The 16,004-nt window shown below is 52.7% G+C and carries 11 protein-coding genes; 1 reads left to right on the forward strand and 10 read right to left on the reverse strand.

The window, feature by feature from the left end; all coding sequences use genetic code 11:
* Positions 1-9 precede the first annotated feature (9 nt).
* The 9 genes from ACTRXD_RS01575 to ACTRXD_RS01615 form a co-directional block, all read right to left on the reverse strand.
* The gene (locus ACTRXD_RS01575) at positions 10-1,560 is read right to left on the reverse strand and encodes a PepSY-associated TM helix domain-containing protein (protein WP_442430124.1); all 1,551 of its coding nucleotides are present in this window, start codon (positions 1,558-1,560) and stop codon (positions 10-12) included.
* Between the two features lie 47 nt (positions 1,561-1,607).
* On the reverse strand, positions 1,608-1,904 hold the full coding sequence (locus ACTRXD_RS01580) for an iron transporter (protein ID WP_442430125.1): 297 nt from the start codon (positions 1,902-1,904) through the stop codon (positions 1,608-1,610).
* Between the two features lie 141 nt (positions 1,905-2,045).
* Positions 2,046-3,218 (reverse strand): efflux RND transporter periplasmic adaptor subunit, encoded by a 1,173-nt coding sequence (locus tag ACTRXD_RS01585; protein WP_442430126.1) that lies wholly within the window; start codon positions 3,216-3,218, stop codon positions 2,046-2,048.
* A complete protein-coding gene (locus ACTRXD_RS01590) occupies positions 3,215-4,645 on the reverse strand; it encodes a TolC family protein (RefSeq protein ID WP_442430127.1) in 1,431 nt (476 codons plus the stop codon). The genes ACTRXD_RS01585 and ACTRXD_RS01590 overlap by 4 nt, the downstream gene beginning before the upstream one ends.
* 480 nt (positions 4,646-5,125) lie before the next feature.
* Positions 5,126-8,290, reverse strand: coding sequence for an efflux RND transporter permease subunit (locus tag ACTRXD_RS01595; protein ID WP_442430128.1), 3,165 nt, complete (start codon positions 8,288-8,290; stop codon positions 5,126-5,128).
* Between the two features lie 285 nt (positions 8,291-8,575).
* Complete coding sequence (locus ACTRXD_RS01600) at positions 8,576-8,851, reverse strand: hypothetical protein (protein ID WP_442430129.1); 276 nt, start codon at positions 8,849-8,851, stop codon at positions 8,576-8,578.
* 88 nt (positions 8,852-8,939) lie between these two features.
* Complete coding sequence (locus tag ACTRXD_RS01605) at positions 8,940-11,534, reverse strand: TonB-dependent siderophore receptor (RefSeq protein ID WP_442430130.1); 2,595 nt, start codon at positions 11,532-11,534, stop codon at positions 8,940-8,942.
* Positions 11,535-11,629: 95 nt separating this feature from the next.
* Positions 11,630-12,625, reverse strand: a complete 996-nt coding sequence (locus ACTRXD_RS01610) for a FecR family protein (protein WP_442430131.1) — start codon at positions 12,623-12,625, stop codon at positions 11,630-11,632.
* Positions 12,626-12,699: 74 nt separating this feature from the next.
* Positions 12,700-13,239 (reverse strand): RNA polymerase sigma factor, encoded by a 540-nt coding sequence (locus ACTRXD_RS01615; protein ID WP_442430132.1) that lies wholly within the window; start codon positions 13,237-13,239, stop codon positions 12,700-12,702.
* Between the two features lie 201 nt (positions 13,240-13,440).
* Between ACTRXD_RS01615 and ACTRXD_RS01620 the strand changes: the two genes are divergently transcribed.
* Positions 13,441-13,797: a transcriptional repressor gene (locus ACTRXD_RS01620; RefSeq protein ID WP_442430133.1), complete on the forward strand. Its 357-nt coding sequence runs from the start codon at positions 13,441-13,443 to the stop codon at positions 13,795-13,797.
* A gap of 694 nt (positions 13,798-14,491) precedes the next feature.
* Here the strand turns inward: ACTRXD_RS01620 and ACTRXD_RS01625 are convergent.
* The gene (locus tag ACTRXD_RS01625; protein ID WP_442430134.1) at positions 14,492-15,775 is read right to left on the reverse strand and encodes a PepSY-associated TM helix domain-containing protein; all 1,284 of its coding nucleotides are present in this window, start codon (positions 15,773-15,775) and stop codon (positions 14,492-14,494) included.
* Positions 15,776-16,004: the final 229 nt, after the last annotated feature.

Consider the following 16,004-nt stretch of genomic DNA (forward strand, 5'->3'; position numbering starts at 1 on the left):
CGGTTTTTTTTATCCACCTGAAGCGACGGGGTGGGAGTTCCAGTGACGAGATGATGCACGTGCGGATTGGTCAAGACGTCTGGCCGTCCACGCTAATCCCAAGCCGCTCACCAGGAACGAGAGGTCGAGCCCTGCCACTTCCCACTCTCCTTGGGAAAGAGATTGGAGCAAGTTGCTCTCCGTGGTGATGGCGTTCACGATCGGTAGTAGTCCGAATAACATGGCCGCCATGGCGAGTTGCGTTCTCCATATTCGCAATGATGGACAGTGCGCGAAAAATTTTTTGAGTAGGGCATGCCCCAGACACAGACCCCAGGTTGTGAATAATACTTGTAATTCCCTGAGTTCACGTCCAGGAAGCTCGGCAGGCAACAAGCGATTGGCCCAAAAGTACGCCGCCGTGGCCACTAATAATCCCGCTACTGCCGCCACATTAAATCCTTCCACGAGCCGATATCCCACTCCATCGGTTGCCGTGTGACGCCCCTGCCGCTTGACGACCCACAGAACCAACCCTGTGGCAATCATGGCGCTTGATGCCAAGCCCATTCCAAAATACAGCCACCGCATCGTGGCACCGCCGAATTGCACAAAGTGCAATCCTGAAAGGACTGACTGAGCCATATACGCGGGTTTGGAATTGATCCAAACGGTCTGGATTTCACCACTAACCCCATCGAAACTCACGCGGTCATTATATAAGCTCAAGCGATCGTTCGACCGACGGTAAATGTGCACCAGCGCATGACGATCGCCAGGATGACTCACCACGATCGACTGGGTTTGGCCTCCCTTCCAATATGGCCTGGCTTGGCGTTCCAGGTCCATCAATGAAACCAAGGGGGCCTTCTGATTTGCCCTCTCCGGTTCAATGAAGGATTCAGCTTCGGCCCAAAAATCGTCCATATTGCCATCATATTGCACCTGTATCCCCGCCGGCATGTAGATCGACCAAAAGATGACGAGTCCGGTAAAAGTAATCATGAGGTGAAACGGGAAGACCAGGACACCTGTGACGTTATGCGCATCGAGCCAGGCCCGATGAGACGACGCTTTGGGACGAAACGTAAAAAAATCCTTAAAGATGCGATGATGAATGACGATTCCGGTCACGAGCGCGACCAACATAGCCATGGCGGCTGCACCCACAATCCAGATGCCAGCCTGGTCCAATAAGAGTTGATAGTGAAATCGATAGAAGAATTCTCCTCCATAAGTGTCCCGAAGAGGGAGGGGTTGTCCTGTCTGGGCATTGATCACCCGGGACACGGATGCACCATCCTGGCTCCATCGAATGGTGGAGACCGGCGTGCGTTCGCTGGGTAGCTCAATCCACCAGCGCTCGGCCTGCGGGGCAAGCTGTTCCAGGGTATGCACGGCGGCCTCCACATTAAGCGGGGCGGGGGTGACCTGATGCAACTCCGGTTGCATCCAGTAGGTGATTTCTTGATCGAACACCGTCAGCGTGCCGGTGAAAAAGATCGCAAACAACAGCCAGCCGAAGAGCAGGCCTGCCCAGGTATGGAGCCAATCCATGTTTTGCGTAAAACTTTCTTTCATGGATCAGTCATTTCTTAAGATAGACTGTCTAGCCCTGACACGCCGTTCTACGTCATCAGTAGCGTCATGCCCCCCAAGAGCCCGGTGGATATCAAGAGGACGAGCCATGCCCGCATTGGAGTGATTGCCGCAAATGCCCAGAGAATGGCTGCCGTATAGATCACGAAAGACATCATGCTGGCCGTTAGCACTGCTTCGGATTTGGCCAACGGTAGGATAACGGATAACCACGCAGTACAGGCATATGTCAGGGCATACCCGCCACACGCGGCAGCGCCAACCCGGGAGGACACCGTGATCCAGGTGATGGCGGAGGATTTTGACCGCCGAGCTTTAGAAAACAACGATACGACCTTTTGGGCTCCTGACGTGGATGCTAAATGGAGAAATCCCTACACAGAGAAAGACGAATGAATTCGGCAAAACCTTACGGATAATTGAATTAAAAATAGGCAGTTTATTTTTCCGCTCAATTACAAAGCTTGTCAGTAAGCGGGGAGGTCTTGGCGAAGAGGAGAGATCGTGACCTGCATGCCTTCTATTGGAATGTCCACACCGGACAAGACGACCTTGTCCCCTGCTTGCAACCCCCCGCGGACCACAATCCGACTAGTTTCGGATTTCAAAATATCAAGATTTTTGACCTTGAGCCGGTTGTCATCACCAACGACCAGGACCTGCTCTGTACGGGTGTTAACGACGGCTGGTGGTAAGACAAAAACCTGGTGATATTCCAGGCCTTCGATCTCCGCCTTGAGGAATGTTCCCGGTAATAAGGGTCGCCCATGGTTCTGATCGGACTCCGGTTCCGGGACCCGTGCGACAAGGGAAAGCTGCCCGGAGGTTGGTTCTATTGCGCCTTCGGTTCGAATGATGTATCCAGCCCAACGAGCCATGCCGTTGCCAATGGTCGTTTGCAAGGTCACGGAAGGCGCCGTGTGCGTTGAACCGTTTTTTTCCGAAATCCATGGGATGTCTAAAAAAGCTAATTGTTCCATGGATACCGGGAGACGCACTTCCAGGCTGTCGGTGGCATAGAGGCGGGCGACTTTTTCTCCTGGAACAAGGTATTGGCCCAGATCCACATGCTTAGCCCCAATTCGTCCATCGAACGGGGCTCGGAGCACGCAACGGATTTGCTGCAATCGGGCTTTCGCCCCATCCGCTTTGGCTGCAGCGACTTTTGCACGTATTTCCCGTAGTTGCGGTGTGCGTAAAGCCAGGGGGGTCGCTTCACCCTTACCGAGAACCTGCCATTCGTTCCGTGCTTGTTCGACTTGCGCCTCTTCCTGGGCTAAGAGTCGCTGGGCTTCCGCGAGTCGGCTTTGCGCCTCAATCCTGGCAAATTGGTAATCTCGGGGATCCACGACCACGAGAATGTCTCCACGATGAAACGATCCGCCGGCGGCGAAGGCGGGATGAACATGAATCACCTTGCCGGCGACCTCTGTGACCAGATCAATCTCCGTGCGCGGCATTGCGACTCCCTGCGAGGTCACGGTCACGCGCACGCTTTGGGGTTGGACCTCAAGGACCTCAACATGGGGCGGCTCCGGCTGGAGTCTTGATGTTTCCGGCTGGGAGCGATTGTTCAGGACCAGGAAGGCAGAGATTAGGCCCATCGATAGCACACCGATGGGCAGCAGTGCTCGGTTCATATGGTGCCTCCAAGTGCCAGATATAAGTCAATGCGGTTGGTCAGCAGACGCCGTTTGACGGTCAAATGCGCACTTTGAGCCATTAAGGTTCCGCGGAAACTGTCGAGCAGCGTGAGAATGGTCGTAAATCCATGGCGGTAGGCATAGACCGCCATCTGTTGGTTCGCGTGGGCATGTTTCACCGCGTCTGATAACGCATGCTCCTGTTCCGACAATCGTTCTTCGGCTGCCAGGGCCTGCTCCACTTCACGGAATGCCTCCAATGCGGTTTGTTGAAAATTCTCCATAGCTTCGGTGACGGCCGCGCGGTTACGTGCGATCTCACCCTGTAGTTGGTCTCCGGCAAAGATGGGTTGGAGCAAGCCGGTTCCTACATTCCAGGCAAGGGCTCCCGGCTGCGTCAGTTCTTTTAGTGAATTACTACGGGTTCCGCCGGTCCCCGTTAAGGTGATGCGCGGCAACAGCGCAAGGTTGGCGCTGATGAACCGCTGGTCTTCTGCACGGAGACGCTCCATGGCGGCGGCAATGTCGGGTCGGCGATTGAGCAATTCAGATGGAACGCCCGCAGTGAGTGTTGAAGGTAATGCCGGTAATGGCAATTGGGCTTTCAATTCTCCGGCGGGATAACGGCCAAGCAACACTTCCAGCCGGCGGGCGGTCATTTGGACTTGATTGTGTGCCTCGGCCAGTTGAGCTTCAGCATTGGCGAGGTCCGTCAGCGCCAATCCAAGGTCCAATCCGGGTGTGAGCCCGCGGTTAAAACGACCGCGGACCAGCTCCACAAGCATCCGTCGATCGGCGACTGATTGTGAGGCGACCGTTTCCTGAAGGCCTGCTTCAATCAATTCAAACCAGGCTTGCGCTGTTCGTGCCGCGAGTGATAACGCTGCTCCCTGCAAGTCCGTTTCCACGGCTATGGAATCCAGGGAGGCTGCCTCCTGCGAGGCACGAATTCGTCCCCAGATGTCCAGCTCCCAGGAAAGGTTAAAGACCACTTCCATGAAGCTGTAATTCTCGTTGGCGATATCGCTATCGAATGTCCCGAAACGGCCGTGGCGAAAGTCCGGGGAAAAATTGACTTGAGGAAGACGAGGAGCTCCGGCGATGCGGACATTGGCTCGGGCAATCTCTACCCGCGCCGCTGCGGCTTTGAGGTCGTGATTAAAGTTCAACGCTTCGCGGACCATATCCGTCAGTATCGGCAGGTGAAACGTGTCCACCCATCCATCCGTGACTCGTTCGACCGTCCTGTCCGTGATCGTGGACCATTGTTCGGGCACAGGGTCCATGATGCGTTCCCCATGACGTTCCGGGGTCGAGATGCATCCTGAAAGCAGGACGAGGCAGACTCCGACCGTCATGAAGAGAGGTCGGTATGTTTTAGTCATAAGGCGATATCGGCGAATCCATTTCTTTGGCCATCTCATGTGCTATTGACCTCACAAGAGATTGGAATATCTTAAGGGTCTGTTGAAAAAAAGCCGCCAGCGGCGTTCTCGCCATTTTTCCGTGCTCACGTACTCAGCGTACGCTCCGCGCGTAAAAACGGTTGCGGCCTTGCTGGACCGATTTTTTTGAACCGACCCGGAGCCTTTGATGAGTATTCTAATCCTGGGCAAATTTGCCCCTGAAAATCTAAATTATTCAACACTCCCTTTAATGCGGGGTTCCGGATCGGAATGTGAATTCGCAAAAAACACTCTTGGGGAAAACCTACGGTCTTCTGTTATTCATCATCGAGTGAGGAGCCTGTTGCATCCTTCACGTTCGATGGTTGAGTCGGTTACCCTCATGGTGGGTACGAATGATCAGGAAGAAACCTTGACTTCTTCTCGTAGTCTTCCTTCCATAGTAGTAGACGTTTAAGTTTCCCAAAACCCCCACGAGATGGCGTCTTGAAGAATCAATTAAGAATATTCGGATGCGTCACTATGACTTGAGAGGGTCGCGGGGTGGGTTCGGGACAGGGACCGTTCTAATATCAGCGTCGTGGCCGGAATAAGTAATAACGTGGCGACCAATCCTCCAAACAGCCCTGCAGCTAATGCAACAGCCATGGGAACCAGGAACTGAGCCTGAGCACTCGTCTCAAACAACATGGGCACGAGGCCCACCAGGGTCGTCAGAAATGTCAGCACAATCGGGCGAAATCGCATTTCACACGCCTTGTAAATAAGACCTTGTGGACTAAGGGCTGTCTCTTTCGGCTTGCGTCGTTGAACGTAATTGAGCAAGACCAAACCATCATTGATGATTACTCCACTCGCGCCGATCATGCCGACTAACGATTCCATGGAAAGGGGTAATCCCAGGACAAAGTGAGCGAGCACACCGCCTACCCAGGCCATGGGGATGGCAAGGAGGATGAGGACGGGGTATCGAAATGAACGGAATGAGACGGCTAACAGTGCATAGATGATTCCCACCGCAAATAGAGCATTGCGCCCGAGTATTTCAAAGGCTGCCATCTGGTCTTGTCTCGTATGGCCGACGGTGATATTCAATCCGGGAAAACGCTGTTTGAGGTTTTCGAAAAACCCTCTTTGCATCGTTGCGTAGATGGCGTTGGCATCGGCAAGTTCCGAATTGAGCCGAGCTCTGACCCAGACCAACTGTTGTCGGTTTTGTCGTGTAATGCTCTCCGTTTGAGGGAGCCAACGCCATTTCGCCAGGACTTCCAGGGGGGCCTGGTCACCCGTGGGCAACAGGATCGGTAACTGCCGAAAATCATTGAAATTACGTCGCTCGTTCAGGGGTAGGCGTACCACGACTTTGACCTGTTCACGTTGTCGCTGGAACCGTTGCACCTCTTCTCCGAGATAAGCCTGACGCACTTGTGTGGCCACGTCCTCAAGTCGTAGCCCGAGTCGCTCGGCCTCCGGTCGAAGTTCCAGGCTCAGCTGTGGTTTGCCTTTGATGTGTGAATGCATGACATCGAACACCCCAGGAAGGCTGGAAAGGTGTTCGGTGAGTGTGGCCAACGCAGCGGTCATAGTTTTAGAGTCTGTGGTGCTGACTGCCCATTCCAGGTCGTAGTAATTGTCTCCCTGTCGATACAAAAAGTCGAGTTTGGCCTTGCCGATATCGCCAATATATTTTCGCCATTCCCGTGCGATCGTTTCGACGGAAAATCGTTGTCGAGCGCCTGGTGCTAATTCGACCCAGAATCCTGACCCGTTATCGAAGATCATGCTCTCAATCCCCGAGACGGGGCTGGGTTCACCAGGTGGTTGGCGGGTTTCCAGTGAATGACGTAGTTCCTTGTAGGCCTCTTCAATCCGGGTGGATAATCTTTGTACGGTCGTAAATGGCGCACCAGGGGGGACGTCGAGATACAGGGTAATCGTATCTTTCGGCACATCGGCTTGGATGGAAAGCCGGACATGGCCACCCGAAACCAGTGCGGCGGTGATCATGATTGCTGAAGCGCAGAACGCAATTATCAGATAAGGTTGGCGACAGGACCGATCCAAAAACGGCAAATATCCATGATGGATGAACCCCTCCAGCCCACGGGTCACTCTGTGCCGAAGGGTTGCCATCCATCCGGTTGAGACGGGAGCGGCTGCGGTGAGATGAGCAGGCAGAATGCACAGGGCTTCGACAAGTGAAAAACCCAACGCCAATATCATGACCATGCAAATAGGGCCCAACAGGGCTTCAGCCCATCCATGAAGGAAGAGGCCAGGGAGAAACGCAATCCCCGTCGTTATGACGGCCAGGGTGACGGGTCCTGCCACCTCCTTGACCCCGCCAATGGTCGCGGAGCGCATGATTTTTGCCCTCAGCCTTGCGGGTTCGGTTCCGGTGAGCTGCTGTGCCGCGACGCTCTGATGCCGGTTGATACTCTCACTCACAATGATGGCATCGTCCACCAAAATTCCCAATGCGAGCACAAATCCGAATAGGCTAAGCATGTTGAGAGAAACACCCAGCACCCACATTCCTGCCAACGCTCCCAGCAACGCCGTGGCGAGCCCTGCTGCCACCCAGATCGCGAGCTGTCGATTCAGGAATAGGGTCAAGAGGAGGAAAATGAGGATAAAACCGGTGAGTCCGTTTTCCAGCAAGGTTCGGACCCGCTCCTCGAAAGCTTGAGATTCATCGTACCAGTAAATGAGGTTCAGCCCTTCCGGGAGACGTGGGGCCATCTCTGCCACATAGGCTTTGACTCGTCGAGCGACCGCGACCTCGTCCTCCTTCGCGTAGATAGCCCAACCTTGCGCGGGCAAGCCGTTGTGGTGCCATGAAAAGTTTTGTTCAGCCAAACCGTCCCGGATAGTGGCGATATCCTGGAGGGGAATTGTGTTTCCATTTGAGGCGGGGAGGAGGACTCGACTCCCAAATGTGGCTTCATCGATGGCTTGCCCTTGGGTTTGCAATACGATATCGCCGGTTTGAGATTTGAGAAGCCCCCCCGGCAGATTAAGGGAGCTTTGCCGAATGGCATCGGCAATCTGGCTGAGCGTCAATTTGGATCGACGCAGCCGTTCCGAAGGAATTTCGATCGCTAACTCGTATGGAATGTATCCGTAATTTTCAGCTTCCTCGACTCCTGGAATACGTGAGAGCGCAGCCTTGATCTCCTCTCCGATCCGGACTAAAGAAAGCCTATCGGTCTGGCCGTAAAGCGCCACCCAGATCACTCCATCATCATCGGACGCCCGCCCCTCTTTCACCTCTACTCGATCTATCCCCGTCGGGAGGTGGGGAATATTCTGAATGCGGGCCTGGATCGCTCCAATAAGAGTTTGGAGATCTTGGCTTTCCGCTGCTTGTACGTGAATCGCACAGACTGCTTCCTTTCGGTCAGTATGCCCGGCTGTGGTATTTAGACGGGTAATTCCCGGTAGATTATGGATGGCCTCTTCTATTGGGATGCAAATCCGTTGTTCGATCTCTTCAGGACTGCCTCCCGGATAGAACGCATTGATATCGATCCTTTGCTGACTGAAACGGGGAAACACCTCTTTTTCTACACTCAACAGCCCGATGAACCCGGACAGGACAATAAGCCCCATGAGGACGTTCGCTGCGACAGGATTTTTAATGAACCAGGTTATGACCTTCATGGTGGCAGTCTTTTTTGGCGATTCTATCGGTCCATCATTTTGGCGGGTTTGAATCTATCAGGTGGGAACTTTAGGGGCCACCCAAACAGGAGTCTTGTCTATCAAATGGTGGGAAAACGCACAAGAGGGGAAAGGGCCTAGCCCGAAGGTTCATTCAAAAAGCCGAGGATCATGTTAAACATGAGGAGGACACTTGGAGTTAGAATTTAAGACCAAAAATTGAAGCTCCTCTCAATATAGGACAAATTCCCACATCATATTCCGGTTGGAGTGAAAGGGAGAGCCTCAGTGGTTCGTGGGATTATCCATGCTGGGATGAGGCGGCGGGGGAGCTTCGAGGTAGTGATACCCTTTTGACTGCATGCAGCCGCTCAGGTTGATGCCGCCGGCCAACGTACTTTTCCCATGCTCCTTTCCCGACAGTACTTCGGCCTTGCAAGTATCCCAATCCTCTTGGGTTTCCATCGAGGTCCTGGTCGGATGCACCCACTGGCCTTCGGCGCAGGCAGTGAGAGCAAGACCCATCATGATGAATACGACTTTTATCTTTGACTCGTTCATAATGACCTTTCTTTGGAGAGAGAGTGACCGAGTCGGCAACTTCTCCTCCTGACGGATGTTTACCTCAAATTTTCCTTGCATGGCACTCCTAGAATCGTACTCCCACGGTTCCCAGCACCGTCAGAGGCTCGCCGAAAAAGAAACTTGATGTACCGTTATATGACGTGGCGACGTATCGCTGATCGAGCAGGTTGCGGATGTTAAGCGAGGCATTCACTCCCTTCGCACCCAACCAGTTTCCCGGTGGCAATTCACGATTGTAGTACAACGCGGCGTCGGCCCTGACATACCCGGGCATGGTGGGTAAATCTTCAGAAATAGTGGCATTGCGATCGGTGTATGCGAAAATGCCCCCGCCAACCCCGAATCCTTTGAGTACTCCTTCCTGAAAATGATATGTGGACCAGAGAGTAAATTTATTGTAAGGCACATTGGCCAGACGCTTATGCTCTAATGTCGGATCGTTGTCTTTGGTTACCTCAGCATCGGTATAGGCATAACCGGCGATCACGTTCCACCCCGCGGTCAGTTGGGCGGTGATATCAAATTCAATTCCCTGGCTGCGTTGCTCACCCGACTGGACCATGAACCCTTGGGCTGCCTGCGCAGGATTTGAATCAGGCGTCAGCAGATTCTTCCGAGTCAGGTGGAACAAGGCGAGTGTGGCGGAAATGCGATTATCCCACAGAAACGCTTTAATCCCGACTTCATATTGGGTGGAGCGTTCAGGCTTGAACGTTTTCCCATCAGGGTTAACTGACGAGGCTGAGCTTGGCTGAAAACCTCTCGTCCAGGAGGTATAGAGGGACACGGGTTTGATCGGTTGATACACTAATCCTAACCGAGGACTCCAGGCATCGTTGTCCAACGAATCTTTGGTGGAGTCTCCCGCAAAGGTAAACTTTTGGTACTGGTCGACATAGTCGTATCGCACGCCACCCAGAAATTTCAAATTCGGGAGAATCGTCACCTGGTCCTGCATATAGACCCCGACGCTTTTTGTGTCGCCCACATTGCTGATCCTGGGTCCGTCAAAAGGGTTAGGGCGCAGGGAATAGTCGGGATTGAAGAGATCCAGCGGTGGAGCCTCGCCGAAGGCAAAGGTGAACTGATCGGTTTTTTCCTGCCGGAGTTCAACGCCGGTCAATAGTGTATGTTCCATCTTCAGGAACTCCAGATGCCCCACCACATTCGTCACCATCGAGTGGGCATGCCGACGGGCCACCACCGGCTGCAGTACCTGAAACCGTTGGATGGTGCGTTGGTCGGGTTCCAGGATGCCGTCATAGCCGGCGTACAAGTTATCCTTGTCATCTTCCACGATCGAATATCTGTACGCATTGCGAATGGACCACTTGTTATTGAATTGATGGGAGAGGTCGTAGCCCAGCCGGTAGGAGCTTCGATTAAATGTGCTGAAGCTACCGAGGGTCGTCGAGGTACGACGAGAAATGGGGCCATTGACGTTTGGGAGGTACGTACCCTGGGCTGGAAGTCCGTAGGGGTCGTTGCTCCACCGCCGCATGTAATCAAAATCGACCGTGAAGGCGGTCCGTGAACCTATAAGCCAGGTCAGGCTTGGAGCGACTGCCACAAGATCACGGTTGGCATAATCAATGAAGCTACTCGCCTTTTGGCCCGCTACATTCAGACGATAGAGCAGGGTTTTATTTGCATTAATCGGCCCCGTGGCGTTGAGTTCAGATCGATAAAAGTTATAATTCCCCAACGTGGTGCTGGCGGAATAGGCCGCATGAGGCAAGGCTTTGTTGGTGACGAGATTGATGATCCCGCCTGGATCTCCCTGTCCGTACAGCACCGATGCCGGCCCTTTCAGTACTTCGATTCGCTGGATATTATAGGTGTCCGACGCCATAAACTGAGCGAAGGGGTCGAGCAAGCCATTGCGATAATAGGACCGGTCGGTGGCAGCGAATCCTCGAATGATGAGTGAGTCGTAGAGAGAGGCTGCAGACTCCGTCGCGTTGATCCCTGAAATATTTTCCAGAGTGTTTTGTAAGCGAAAGGTTCGCTGTTCTTCGATCACCTTTCTGGTGATGACCTGGATTGACTGCGGCACGTCACGAATGGGCGTATCCGTTCGGGTCGCCGTATGCGACTCTTCGGCCACATATGTCTTTTCGTCGTCCCGCTCACGCACCTCTTTCACCACAATCTCCGGCACCTTCACCGTTTTGGGTGTGGTGGCCCCATTGCCTGAACGGGGGAGTTTCGCCGAGACCACCGGACGTGGCGATGGAAGGGCAGAAGGGGCAGCTGCCGATGGCGATTCCGGAACCAGGATGACTGCGTTGGAATCGGCAAGCTGATAGGTCAATCCCGTTCCTGACAGCAACGTTTGCAACGCGACTTCCGGAGTGTAACGGCCACTGACTCCCGGGGACATACGACCGGCGGCGAGTTCCGTTGGCAAACTCATCTGCCATCCGGTCGCATCGGCAAAGGCATTTAATGCGGATCCGACCGGTTGAGAGGGAATGTCGAATCCGACTATCTGGGTTGGTCCTGCCTCAGCGAATGCCTCTTGAGCCATGGCCGGTGAGATAAGGATGGCTAGAAGCAGTCCCACGACCATTATTTTCTCAAGACACTTTAACGGATCTTTCCGTTTCGCGTGTTGTCGCAGATTAGGTTCAACTGTCGATACATTCTCTGATAGCATGCGTCGCCTCCCGTGTTGTTCGTATGCCTGATTAGACGGAAGCGAACAAAAATTTCCTCACGTCATCTGACAAATATTGTGAGAAAAAAGATTTTTTAAAAGAGAATTACGAACCGGTTGGCAAGATTGAGCATGTGAGTTGGAAAGGTCTTGGCAAGAAGGGAGAGGCTCTTGGAGGGATCTTCCAGATTGTACGTGCCTGTGACGTGCATGTCGCGTAATGGTTGATTCCAGAGCACGATAGTGCCTGGATAATACCGGCGTACCTCGTCAATTACCTGTTCCAGCGGGACGCCATTGACGATGAGCCGCTTGTTTAACCAGGCGGATACCGTCGGGAGATCGACCGAAAAAGGACGACCCAATCGTCCGTCTTCCAATTGAACCCGGGACCCGGCGGATACCAGGGCGGGCGAATCATGATCATGGAGGCTGCTGACTTCAACCGTTCCTTCAAGCACTGTCACTTGCTCATGTTCCTGCTGAGTTCGAACCATAAATTCCGTTCCCACGGCCCGGGTGGTGGTTTGTTGACTTTCGACGACGAACGGACGATGGGAATCAGGTTGGACGTTGAACGAGGCTTCACCCTTCAGCAAACGGACGTGTCGAGCTGTTTGATCAAAGGAGGTGGCAATGGCTGTTTGTGTATTCAGTATGACTGTGGATCCGTCCGGTAACGTAATCGTTTGTTGTTCCCCGATGGCCGTCCGGTAGTCTGCCTGAAGCCACGTCAGCGGATCATAGTGCGCGATCGCTATGGTGATCAGCACGGCACAGGCCGCAAGCGCCACCGCATGCCGCAGCCAACGACGGGGTGGCGCGGATGGTTGATGAATGATAGATGATGATTCCTGGGCGCGTAGAGTGGCGGCTGCGTGAAGATCCGGGTCTTCCCAGATTGCAGATACTTTCTGAAACACCCGTAAATGTGTGGAGCTTTTCGCCTTCCAGGCTTCGCAAGCCTGGTGGTCTTCCGGAGCCATCCGACTGTTATGCAGCCGAATGACCCAGGCAATCGCTTCTTGTCTTAACGTCGTCTCGTCCTCATTGTGCGGCGAATGCTCGGACTGTTTGTCTGTTGATGCCATAGACTGCCCGCGATATGCCCGGTATTGAAAGGAAGGGCTAGTATATCTAGTGACGAATTTGTGAGCCAATCCCCTCACTCATCGGCATCAAGAGGATCGAATAAGGTACAAAATTGATCCAAGGCGCGCATGAGCAGCTTCTCCACCCCGCTATCCGAGATGCCCATGCGTGCGGCAATTTCACGATAGGAATACCCGTAGACACGATAGAGGAGAAACGCTTCCCGGGTTCGTGGAGGAAGTTTGTCGATGGCCTGCAGTGACAACTGAAACCGCTCCTTGCCGAGCACGATGCGCTCTGGACATGGCGATCCGCATGGCACCTCCATGGCGGCATCCAGGGAATCGACGGCATGAAAGGGTTTTTTCTGTTTTCGAAGATAGTCGATCGCCAGATTGGTGGCAATCCTGTGCAACAGGGCACGGGGATGCTCGACGGCCTTGGTGTTCACCAGACCTAGGAGCTTCACATAGGTTTCTTGCAGGAGATCCGCTGCGGTATCACGGGAATTGACCATGGTCACGAGACGACGGGTCAATTCGTCACGGTATTGATGAAACAGATCTTCAATTTGGTCAGAGGTGAGAGTCATATGGTGTCTTAAGTGTTTCATGATATATATTATCATTTTCACTATCAACTAATATCTTCCTGTACATACTTGATGGGCTTCCTTGAAAATAACTGCCTGAACATGCGAGATGTCTCAGTATTCTGAGCGGCTGTGGTGTGGGATTCCTCGATTGATTCGTCTTCTTAATGATCAAGAAATACTTCTCAAATCATCTCGTACTTTTTCAGGAGTTTCAGAATTATGAATGCGAAAACCGCCCTTCCTTCCTATCAGGTTGATACCGAAGAGTTTGTATCCCTTCCACCGATTCACATATGGCATGCTTGTCTGATCCGGCATCGGCTGAAACCCAGCAAACAGCGAGATGTAATTCTTGGCGCATTTGCGAGAAATAATCATGTCACGGCTCCAGGTTTATACGGGCTACTTTTCGAAGAAGGCCACAGAGTTTCCTTGGGAACCGTGTATCGGACCTTGAACCTGTTGTGTAAATTGGGTTTTGCCAAGACTCGACACTTCTATTCCCAAACTCTCTATGAAAATGTTTTGAGCCAGGCTCAGCACAAGAACAATCGAATCCCTTGCCGACTGGTTTGACCGGGAACCAAATTACGGTTCTTGATGTATCTGGTATTCTCCACGTGACTACCGGAGAAAAATATTGAGGTGATTCATGTCACTTGCCTGAGAGCAGACGGGTGGAATGGATTGGAAACCGACACGGAAACTCCGCTGGAAATTAATCAGAAGGTTGGCCAAGAAGATCACGCGAATTGTCAGGCTGAATGCAATCCATGACAAGGCATCCCTCTCACCATTATCTAACAAAAGCCCAATGGCGTTAAGACACGATAGCCAGAGAGGGATGTGCCAGACCGTCATGTGGTGGGGAAAGGTTTTGACATATGCCTTGCACTACTTGGTTTTTCCATCGGGTCAGCTTTTCTTGGTACGGTGTTAAGAATGGATTGATTGAACCATACCCGTAGGCACGTGAACACACGATTTCTTTAAAGAAAAAATTTTCCACTTCCCCGAAGATTTGTACCAATTCCCAGGCCACCTCAATAGGATTAAACGATCCAATCAACAGGACTCTTCGGGTAGACTGGTGAAGCGGAGGAGGTGCCTAGAATGGCAATTTCTTGAATCATGAATCCCAGGGCTACCTTTCGTTATGACCACAGTTAAGAAATCTCCACTGTAACTTCATTCCCTTTCTATAAAAACTTTTGAGATGGCCTATGCATGAAATCTAATCCGGGTTCCCCTTCAGGTTATTGGGAAAATTTTATTTTGCTGCTGGAATAGGTGTATGCTCTTTAGATTGGTTGTGTGACATCTGGTTTTGTCCTGTCAGTTTCCGCCACCAGATGATTATGCCGGTTATGGAAAGAATTGCTGTCCCTAGGCCCATGACCGATATTAAAATACGACCGGGCAGACCCAGGATGCGCCCGGAATGCAGAGGGAACTGGGCTTGCACGAAGATGTCCGCTGCCGTACCTTTCCACGGTTGCCGGTCCCCCAGATACCGCCCGTCGCCGGCATCGAAATAGAGCACGGGGGGGCCAACACCCGCAGCACCGTGATCGTCGCCAGGATGATAGAAACCGACCCCATAGACACCGAAATGTTCCGCATAGAACACCTCTCCTACCGGCTCAGGCCAGTTCCGTTCCGACGCAATCTCAACCGCGTGATCAATGATTGGGGCAAAGCCAATTTTGGGTGAAATAGGCTTGTGTAAGTCGGTTTCTGTTCGCAAGTCGAAGGGACTTGGGGTGACCTCGGTCATGACGGACATGACCGGATAGAAGACCTCCCGATAAAGGTTAAGCGAGAAAGCTGTGAACGCGAGCATGAAAAGAAGGCCCCATGCCCAGAGCCCAAAAGCGCGGTGGATATCAAAATTGATGCGCTTGACCGTTCCCGAGACCTTGATCTTCCAAGCCGGTGCCCACCGATTTCGCCAGCTTTGAACCAGGGGTCGATCAGATACGGCAAAGGATCCTGAAGTTGATGCGCGCCGCGGCAGTGTCAGATAGAAGCCGACAAAGCAGTCCACTGTCCAGAGTAGAGCGATGCCTCCCAATAGCCATTCACCCCAATGGTCAATGCCCCATATCTCCGGCATGTGAAGTGAAAAGTGCAGCTTGTAGAGGAAAGAGACGAAGTTTTCCTGAGTGACCGGCCAGACTGCACCCCATTCCCGCCGACCCAGCTCATCTCCCGTGACGGGATCAATAAACACCTGGTTATAACCGAGTTCATACAATTTGCCTGTGGCAGGATTTACGTGAGGGCCGATACCGAAAGCAAGCGCCTCGCCTGTTTCCGGGGCAAGCGGTACAAAGGTCACTCTCGCCCGCGGGTCACGGGTTTCGATCGCTTGGGCCAGATAAAGTGAGGATAAATACGCCCCGCGGCTGTCCACGTGGGTCAAGTGAGGGTTCAACAGGTCGTCCAGTTCATGATCCCAGGAAATCACCGATCCTGTCAGCCCGGATAGAACTAAAAACCCGGCGATGACCAATCCCACCCATCGGTGGAGAAGGATAAAGAGGTAATGCATTATTTCCTTCCCAGTATAAATTTGGACTGACGATTCATTTCGACGAGCACGATCACAATAAATGGTTAAAGAAAAGAGAGCACACGAGTACGAGACTTCTCGTCTATCAAAGAGGTAGACGAATTGCTCGGAAAAAACCTGACCTCCGTCTTACTCAAACGCTCCAATCCGGCTTTAAATGGAATTCGGCTTACATGAATCGAAACGGAAAAACGATGCGATCGGGAAA

The organism is Nitrospira sp. T9 (assembly GCF_052156535.1).
Classification (GTDB): domain Bacteria; phylum Nitrospirota; class Nitrospiria; order Nitrospirales; family UBA8639; genus Nitrospira_E.

Excerpts from the sequence above, each read along its gene's own strand:
- ACTRXD_RS01590 (WP_442430127.1), bottom strand. The coding sequence starts at position 4,645 with ATGAGATGGCCAAAGAAATGGATTCGCCGATATCGCCTTATGACTAAA.
- ACTRXD_RS01610 (WP_442430131.1), bottom strand. The coding sequence starts at position 12,625 with ATGGCATCAACAGACAAACAGTCCGAGCATTCGCCGCACAATGAGGAC.
- ACTRXD_RS01615 (WP_442430132.1), bottom strand. The coding sequence starts at position 13,239 with ATGAAACACTTAAGACACCATATGACTCTCACCTCTGACCAAATTGAA.
- ACTRXD_RS01605 (WP_442430130.1), bottom strand. The coding sequence starts at position 11,534 with ATGCTATCAGAGAATGTATCGACAGTTGAACCTAATCTGCGACAACAC.
- ACTRXD_RS01620 (WP_442430133.1), top strand. The coding sequence starts at position 13,441 with ATGAATGCGAAAACCGCCCTTCCTTCCTATCAGGTTGATACCGAAGAG.
- ACTRXD_RS01585 (WP_442430126.1), bottom strand. The coding sequence starts at position 3,218 with ATGAACCGAGCACTGCTGCCCATCGGTGTGCTATCGATGGGCCTAATC.
- ACTRXD_RS01625 (WP_442430134.1), bottom strand. The coding sequence starts at position 15,775 with ATGCATTACCTCTTTATCCTTCTCCACCGATGGGTGGGATTGGTCATC.
- ACTRXD_RS01600 (WP_442430129.1), bottom strand. The coding sequence starts at position 8,851 with ATGAACGAGTCAAAGATAAAAGTCGTATTCATCATGATGGGTCTTGCT.
- ACTRXD_RS01575 (WP_442430124.1), bottom strand. The coding sequence starts at position 1,560 with ATGAAAGAAAGTTTTACGCAAAACATGGATTGGCTCCATACCTGGGCA.
- ACTRXD_RS01595 (WP_442430128.1), bottom strand. The coding sequence starts at position 8,290 with ATGAAGGTCATAACCTGGTTCATTAAAAATCCTGTCGCAGCGAACGTC.